Below are 8,085 nucleotides of genomic sequence, written 5' to 3'. Positions count from 1 at the left end.
ACCGCGGCGCTTGCCCCTGGGGCTGCGCCGCTTCCCGCGCGCCTGGCGCCAGTCCTCGCCGCCGCAGCGCGCCGGCGGCCAAGTCCGCGCCGCAGCGCGGCGAGGCTTTGCACGCTTAGCGGCGCCACCTCATCGGCCAGCAGCTTGAAGCCTTCGTCCTGCTGCTGGACCGTGGCGCGCAGTGCGAGCAGCGCGCCTTTCGTGACGTGCGGCGCACAGCGGCGCCACATATTCGGGAACAAGACGACCTCGCAGCGCTCGATCTGGTCTTCCAGCTCTATGAAAGCCATCGGCTTGCCCTGCTTAGTCATGATCGTCTTCAGCGACACAACCATCCCGGCCACAACCGTCTCGCTCTCATCCGCAGCTTCAGCCAAATCCATCAGTCGATCGATGCCGTCTTCATTCAGCAGTTCATCAAAATCATCCAGCGGATGGCCGGATAAATATAAACCCAGCAGCTCACGCTCCAGTTCAAGCTGCTGCCCTACTGTAAACTTGGGGATCTCAGGATACTCGATATCCCAGTTTGGCGTCTCAATGAAATCGAACAATTGAATCTGCAGATCATCCCGTTCCTTACGCCACTTCGTTGCCGCTTCCACCGTCTCATCCAGCATCGCCAGCAATTGGGCGCGATGTCCCGGCAAGGAATCAAACGCTCCGCCCTGAATCAGCGACTCGATCACCCGCTTGTTGCAGACCCGCAGATCAACGCGGCGGCAGAAATCAAGCAGACTGTCAAAAGGCCGTTCCTGCCGCTCCTTCAGAATACTCTCCATCGCCTGGGTGCCCACATTCTTAATGGCCGCCAGACCAAAACGAATCACCCCATAGGGCTCCTCTGATTCCAAATTAGATTCCGAATTGGAGTCAGAATTGGACACGGAATCTGAATTTATCTGCACATCCGTCCCCATGTCGATAATCTCAGAATCACCTGCTATTCCGGCCCTGCTCGTTCCGTTCACCCGAGGTGTGAATAACACCCCGCTCTCGTTCACATCCGGCGGCAATACAACGATGCCCATCCGGCGGCACTCGACAATGTATTCGGCCACCTTGCGATGGCTGCCCATGACAGCCGTTAACATGGAGGCCATAAAATGCACAGGATAGTGCGCCTTCAAATAAGCCGTCTGAAAAGCGAGCACTCCGTATGCAGCGGCATGCGCCCGCGGGAAGCCATAATCGGCGAAACGGACGATCATATCATAGACTGCATTTGCATCCGTCTCCGTATAGCCCTGGGCCTTGCTTCCAGCCACAAAATGACCCCGCTGCTCATCCAGCACCTCCCGCTTCTTCTTCGATACGGCACGGCGCAGCAAATCCGCTTCACCAAGCGAGAATCCAGCCATCCTTGACGCGATCTGCATGATCTGCTCCTGATAGACGATAATGCCGTACGTATCCTTCAGAATTGGCTCCAGATCCGGATGCGGGTAATGAACCTCACTCAAGCCATGCTTTGAGGAAATATAATTCGGAATAAACTCCATCGGACCTGGCCGATACAGAGCCAGAACAGAGATCACATCCTCGAACTGCGACGGCTTCAAATCGCGCAGCACGCGGCGCATGCCCGCCGACTCAAGCTGGAACACCCCGGTTGTCTCCCCACGGCCTAACATCTCATAGGTCTTGTGATCATCATCGGGAATGATCCGAAAATCCGGCGCATCTCCGCTCTCCTCCGTGATCCACTTCATACAGCGTTCGATAATCGACAGCGTGCGCAAACCGAGAAAGTCCATTTTCAGCAAACCGATCGCTTCGAGATGCTCCATTGAATATTGCGTCAGCGCCGTACCTTCGCTGCCCGTCTGCAATGGAACTGCATCTGTCAGCGGGTCGCGGGAGATGACTACACCAGCCGCATGAGTCGAGGCATGCCTGGGCATCCCCTCAACCTTCATCGCCATATCGAGAAGTCCGTGAATACGCGGCTGCGAGTCATACAGCCCCTTCAAATCCGGACTCTCCTTCATCGCGCGCTCAATCGTCATCCCCAGGCTGCCGGGGATCAGCTTGGCTACCTTATCGACCTCGCCGAACGGAACACTCAGCGCCCTTCCTACGTCGCGAACCGCCGCCCGCGCAGCCATAGTACCAAAGGTAATAATCTGAGCCACATGCTCCGGGCCATACTTATCCGCAACATAAGCAATGACTTCATCCCGGCGCAAATCGCTGAAGTCAATATCGATATCCGGCATCGTTACCCGCTCCGGATTGAGGAAGCGCTCGAACAGCAGATTATATTTCATCGGATCTACATTCGTAATATGCAGCACATAGGCGACGATACTGCCGGCAGAGGAACCCCGTCCCGGACCCGTGGCGATGCCATGGCGATGAGCAAAAGCGATGAAATCCCATACAATTAGAAAATAATCGGAAAAGCCCATGTTCGCGATCACACCCAGCTCATACTTGAGCCGTTCCTGCAGCGAAGCTTGGGCCCCCTCGCTCTGCCACTCCGGCAAACCGTTATAACGCTCAGCAAGACCTTGCTGACAGAGGGTCTCCAAATAAGACGCCGCATCCATGCCCTCGGGAATCGGGCGGTAAGCCGGGAGAATATGCTTGCCAAATTCCAGCTCCAAATCGCATTTATCAGCGATCACTGCTGTATTGCGAATTGCTTCCGGCACATGCGGGAACAACGTGGCCATCTGAGCCCCATTCTTCATATAGAGCTGGTTCGTATTCATTTTCAGCCGATCCTCGTCCTCTACGCTCTTCCCCGTACCAATCCAGATCAGCACATCCTGGACCTCGGCATCGTCCTGTTCCAAGTAGTGAACATCATTGGTCGCTACAAGAGCAATTCCCGTCTCTTCAGCAAGCTGAATAAGCTGCGGATTCACCTTCTTCTGCTCTGGAATGCTATGATCCTGCAGTTCCAGATAGAAGTCCTCACCAAACGCCGCCTTATAGCGCAGAGCAGCTCGCTTCGCCTCCTCATAGCGGCCATGCAGCAGATGCTGGGGCACTTCTCCCCCGAGGCAAGCGCTTAGGCAGACAAGCCCCTCGGCGTGGCGCTCCAGAACCTCCCAATCGATCCGCGGTTTGTAATGGAATCCTTCGAGCTGCGCAATCGAGCACAACCGCATCAGGTTCTGATACCCCTGCAGATTTTTCGCAAGCAGAATCAGATGATGGATCGGCTGATCCTTGCGGCTGCCCCGCTCCTTGCGCGATCCGGCAGTAAAGTACATCTCACATCCGATAATCGGCTTGATTCCATTTGCCTTACACAATTTATAAAAAGGAACCGCACCGTACATCACTCCGTGATCGGTCAATGCCAGCGCCTTCATGCCGAAGCCGGCGGCTCTCTTGACCAGATCCTCAAGCCGGGCGGCACCGTCCAGCAAGCTATATTCGCTGTGTACATGCAGGTGAACAAAGCTGTCCATGCGTTTCCTTCCTTTCCATGTAAAATCCGTACTAGAAGATTAATCTCAACTATTTATAAGTGAAGTTCCAAACTATCTCATAAGCACCCGCTCGAAAATGCTATATCGCCGAAAACCTGCGGCTGAATCGCGATCGCCCATCCTTCGCTTGTCTTTGATGGGCCTTCTCTTCAAAAGCGGACTTTTTGAACGACCTCTATAAAACTGTCTCTTTAATAAAAGATTTTATCATACATCCATAGGCTGCGCCCATAGAATGAGAGTAACGAGGGACAAGAGGCAATTCATGCTTTACATAAAGAATAAGACCTGGACAAGCCATCTGGCGAAAGGGGAGCTGAAAAGGAAAATGAGTACTTTTCTTACCAAAGCGGTTATCGACTTCTTCGTGGCATTCGGAATCGTGCTCGGAGGAGCGCTGATTGGAGGAATCGGAGCGGTTATGGCATTCCAGCCACCAACGCAAAGCATGCTCGAGATCGCCGGTCGCATCAAGATCTGGGCGCTGGCTGCTGCGGTAGGCGGAACGATCGATCCGATGCGGGTCATCGAGAGCAATTTTTTCGACGGCAACATCTCTCCGGCTATTAAACAGATTTTATATCTGATGTTCGCTTTCCTTGGGGCTCATATCGGAGCCGAAATCGTGCGCTGGATGTGCGGGGGCGGCAGAGGATGAAGGGACCCAGCCTTCAGGGTTTCAAGCGCTTTATGCAGTTTGTCGGTGTGTTTCTGCTGGGCATGGTCATCGGCAGCATCGCCTACAATATGGTCTTTCAGGCCAGCTATAATCAGCTATGGATCGAGAACAAAGACCTGCAAATCAAGCTTTATCAGGCCGAAGAAGACAATAAGACGCCGAGAAAATATCGAAATCGCTCCACCGTTGTTAAGGAGATCAAGGTGACGGTAGAAGAAAGAGACCCGCCGCTGGATTCCCTCGCCGTTAAGGAAGTGGTGCAGACGCTGCAGGATGAGCTTGAAGTGTTGCGCGGCAGGAACATCTTTGATATCGATTCCGATGCCAAAATGGCCCGTACACTGCTTAATCGAAAAATATATTCCGTCCGCGACAAGGATTATAGTATTCAAATCAAGACGATGTTGGTGAGTGAAGGCGTACTGCAGATTTGGGTCGACATGCGGCCATATGTGCGAAGTTGATTTTTCATGTTACAATGATATAAGTCACCTTGTACATCACATTATTTGGTAATATTTTTATAAAAAAAGGAGCTGTCCCACTCATATGATCGATGGCATTCTGTATGTGGTGTATGCCGGCTTGCTCATATCCAGCATATGCTCGATAATATTCAGCCTGAAGGCGCGCCGCTCTATCGACGCCCACAAACGCGGCATAACACAGGCCAAGAGCAATATCAGCATGGGCTTCATGCTGCTGTTCCTGGCCATCATCCAAATGTTTATGTTCACCGGTTCGACTGTGCGCGTTGTCGTCGGCGCGATTTTTATGGTGCTGGGGGCGTTTAATATTTTTGCCGGCTTCCGCAATTATGGAATCTTCTCCAGACAAAGGGCGGATTAAAGGGTCCAAAGACTAAGCTTCAAGACCCAGATGCTAGGCATGGTCGATAGATTGCAAGGTCAACATCGCCTTGGCGACAATATTGTCCTGATATTTCATCAGCATCTCCAATTTACATGCCCTGCGGCTCATTTCCAGAATGACCGGAGTGATAACAACCGGATTCTCAATTTGGACAGGCCGAATGAAGTAGGTGGATAAATTGTCTACGACATAGTCGGCCCCGCTGATATCCTTGGCGAAGGTCAAGGCCGCCTGCGTCATTAATGAGCTAAGCACGCCGTTAGAGATTGTTCCTAAATGAGTAGCCATCTGCGGCGTGATCATACCGTGGAAAAATAACCTGCCATCCTGATCACGCTCTTCGGCAAATCCGTTCCACATCAAATGCTCAAAGGTCTCGCCCATCTGCGGCTGGTTTTGGGCATCCCGCATCGCCTGCAGCACCTCTCTGCGCGTGACCGAGGAGACCAGCTTACGATTGCGGTCCACGACCGGCAGGAAGTCGATTCCTTCCCACACCATAATCTGTGCGGCTGAAGCGAGCGAGGTCTGCATCCCTACCGTAATCGGATGGCGGCTCAAGCATTTCTCGATGCTCTGATCACCTCTAAGCTCCTCAACATCCTTACGGCTTACGATGCCGATGACCCGATTCCACTCATCGACAACCGGAAAATGCTGCGCTCCCGTCTCAATCGACAGCTCGTCAAAATCAGCGATCGTACTCGTCAGCTTGAGCATGCTTACCCGTGGCTTCCTCGCCACAATATCCTCAACGAGCATAATCTTCTTCTTAATCAAGCGGTCAAATAAGGCGCGGTTGATCATCGAGGCTACCGTAAACGTATCATGACGCGAAGAAATGATCGGCAGCTCCAAGGAATCGGCCAGGCTTTTCACTTCACGGCTTGTCCCGAACCCGCCGGTAATAAGCACGCCAGAGCCCTGTTGCAGAGCCAAGGAATGGGAATCCTCACGGTTTCCGACAATCAGCAGACTACCCGCATCAATATAACGTGCCATCGCATCAATCTTCATGGCTCCGATCACATACTTATGCAAAGTTTTGCCTAGCCCATCAGCCCCGCCAAGCACATGACCCTCTACGATTTCCACCACATCCTCAAAGCTCAATTGATCAGACAGATTCCGCGGCTTCTTCTCAACCCGAACCGTACCGATCCGCTCTTTAGTAATGACGATACCTAGGTTTTCCGCTTCTTTCAGCGCCCGGTAAGCCGTTCCCTCGCTCACGGTCATCGTCTTGGCCAATTTACGCACGGATATCTTCGTTCCAATCTTCAGCCCTTCAATATATTGAAGCAGTTGCTCGTGCTTTGTAATTCCCTCTTCGTGCACTTCCAACTGTTATACCCCCAATCCGAATCTGTACTATTCTGTATCTATTATACACTTAATTTTATAATGTTAAAGCTAAATAGCGCCCTAAATACACCTAGTTGACCAATAAAAAGCCCCTCCATCATCCATATGGAAAGGGCCGTTGTAAGCTATGCAGTTTCTATGCCGCAATATTCAGTATTTTAGATCACATATCTCTGTCGTCCCGGATCTGAATCCGTCTAGCACCGGAGTTCGCTTGCTTAGGTACTTCGAGCTTAAGCACTCCATCCTTCAACGTCGCTGTAATGTTGCTATCATCAATGTCTTGAACATAGAATCGACGGACATATTCCCCAAAATGACGCTCTCGACGAACAATTTGCTGGTCTGTATTTTCTACTTTGCTCTCTTCCTTGCGTATGGCTTTGATCGTTAAGTAAGGGGCTACATAGTTAATTTCGATATCATCTTTCTGAAAACCGGGCAGCTCCGCCTCAACCAGATAGGCCTGGTCTGTCTCACGGATATCCGTCTTAAACGAAAGTCCCGAGCCTTTGAACGGCGTAAACCAGTCTTCATCGAACATATCATTGAAGGATTTCACCAACTGACCGAACGCATCTTCTCTGCGTTTTCCAAAAGGAATCAAATCAAACATCGTACCATTTCCCCTTTCCTTGACCTTGTTTGACCTTACACTTATATTATATGCCCCTGCCAACTAAGTGACAAAAGTAAATAAACCGCAAATCAGCTCAAAATCAGGCAAATTCTTTGGATTTACGTGAGGATTTACCGTGAAATGCTTGGTTTGACCTTTTCTGACTTTCAATCAAATTCTCTTGATATTTGTCTAACGAAACTATGACACGTTATTAGGGTGAAAATGAAGGCTTTTAGATTCTAAGGAAACTGTGAATCGTTATTTGCGAGAAATGAGCCGTATTCGACGATAAAATGACCAAATAACGATACCACGTTTCGTTAGAATTTGAGGAGGGCGGTTTGAGGGCAAATAACGATACCCTGTTTCGTTAGAGTTTGGGGTGGCGATTGAGCGGCAAAGTGCGTTCATTAGTCTCATTAGATTCTAGGGAAACGTTGGGCGGCAGATAGTGTTACCGAGTTTAGCTGGAATTCAGAAGGTGATTGAGCGGCAATAACGTTACCCTGGTTCGCTAGAGTTTGGGGTGGCGATTGAGCAGCAAAGTGCGTTCACTAGTCTCATTAGATTCTAGGGAAACGTTGGGCGGCAGATAGTGTTACCGAGTTTATCTGGAATTCAGAAGGTGATTGAGCGGCAATAACGTTACCCTGGTTCGCTAGAGTTTGGGGAGACGGTGTAGGCAGCAAAGTGCGTTCACTAGTCTTGTTAGATTTTAGGGCAACGTTGGGCGGCAGATAGTGTTACCGAGTTTGCTTAGAATTCAGAAGGTGATTGAGCGGCAATAACGTTACCCTGGTTCGCTAGAGTTTGGGGTGGCGATTGAGCAGCAAAGTGCGTTCACTAGTCTCATTAGGTTTTTGGGAAACGTTGGGCATCGAATAGTGTTCACGAGTTTATCTGGAATTCAGAAGGCGATTGGGCGGCAATAGCGTTACCCTGGTTCGTTAGAGTTTGGGGTTTGTCCAAATATACCGCGCATTAACCTGCATCAATTTGCAAATCATGACCACCCGTCTAACGGGTGGTTTGCTCTAAGGCTATAAGCCTTTATTACCGGCTCGCGTCTAAAGGCGCTAGCTTTCACTTCGCTCAAGCTA

Annotated in this window: 6 protein-coding genes; 3 read left to right on the top strand and 3 right to left on the bottom strand. The window is 50.8% G+C overall.

What is annotated here, in order from left to right:
* The coding region (locus DMN77_RS23470; protein WP_179016452.1) for a DNA polymerase III subunit alpha at nucleotides 1-3,425 on the bottom strand (3,425 nt) is incomplete at its 3' end.
* A gap of 349 nt (nucleotides 3,426-3,774) precedes the next feature.
* On the opposite strand from DMN77_RS23470, the gene DMN77_RS23465 reads away from it, so the two are divergent.
* The 3 genes from DMN77_RS23465 (at nucleotide 3,775) to DMN77_RS23455 (ending at nucleotide 4,974) form a co-directional block, all read left to right on the top strand.
* Nucleotides 3,775-4,104: a YtrH family sporulation protein gene (locus DMN77_RS23465; RefSeq protein ID WP_068780301.1), complete on the top strand. Its 330-nt coding sequence runs from the start codon at nucleotides 3,775-3,777 to the stop codon at nucleotides 4,102-4,104.
* Nucleotides 4,101-4,589, top strand: coding sequence for a sporulation membrane protein YtrI (locus DMN77_RS23460; RefSeq protein WP_179016451.1), 489 nt, complete (start codon nucleotides 4,101-4,103; stop codon nucleotides 4,587-4,589). Before DMN77_RS23465 ends, DMN77_RS23460 begins: the two co-directional genes overlap by 4 nt.
* 85 nt (nucleotides 4,590-4,674) lie before the next feature.
* Nucleotides 4,675-4,974, top strand: coding sequence for a YtpI family protein (locus DMN77_RS23455; RefSeq protein ID WP_068780299.1), 300 nt, complete (start codon nucleotides 4,675-4,677; stop codon nucleotides 4,972-4,974).
* 33 nt (nucleotides 4,975-5,007) lie between these two features.
* Here DMN77_RS23455 and DMN77_RS23450 read toward each other — a convergent pair whose 3' ends face one another.
* Together DMN77_RS23450 and DMN77_RS23445 are read right to left on the bottom strand one after the other, a co-directional pair.
* On the bottom strand, nucleotides 5,008-6,342 hold the full coding sequence (locus DMN77_RS23450) for a DRTGG domain-containing protein (RefSeq protein ID WP_179016450.1): 1,335 nt from the start codon (nucleotides 6,340-6,342) through the stop codon (nucleotides 5,008-5,010).
* A gap of 184 nt (nucleotides 6,343-6,526) precedes the next feature.
* Entirely contained in the window at nucleotides 6,527-6,979 is a 453-nt protein-coding gene (locus DMN77_RS23445; RefSeq protein WP_179016449.1) for an Hsp20/alpha crystallin family protein, read from the bottom strand.
* Nucleotides 6,980-8,085: the final 1,106 nt, after the last annotated feature.

The sequence above is a fragment of the Paenibacillus sp. 79R4 genome (assembly GCF_013393165.1).
Lineage (GTDB): Bacteria > Bacillota > Bacilli > Paenibacillales > Paenibacillaceae > Fontibacillus.
This window is presented reverse-complemented; position numbering and strand designations above follow the sequence as displayed.

Excerpts from the sequence above, each read along its gene's own strand:
- DMN77_RS23465 (WP_068780301.1), top strand. The coding sequence starts at position 3,775 with ATGAGTACTTTTCTTACCAAAGCGGTTATCGACTTCTTCGTGGCATTC.
- DMN77_RS23460 (WP_179016451.1), top strand. The coding sequence starts at position 4,101 with ATGAAGGGACCCAGCCTTCAGGGTTTCAAGCGCTTTATGCAGTTTGTC.
- DMN77_RS23455 (WP_068780299.1), top strand. The coding sequence starts at position 4,675 with ATGATCGATGGCATTCTGTATGTGGTGTATGCCGGCTTGCTCATATCC.
- DMN77_RS23445 (WP_179016449.1), bottom strand. The coding sequence starts at position 6,979 with ATGTTTGATTTGATTCCTTTTGGAAAACGCAGAGAAGATGCGTTCGGT.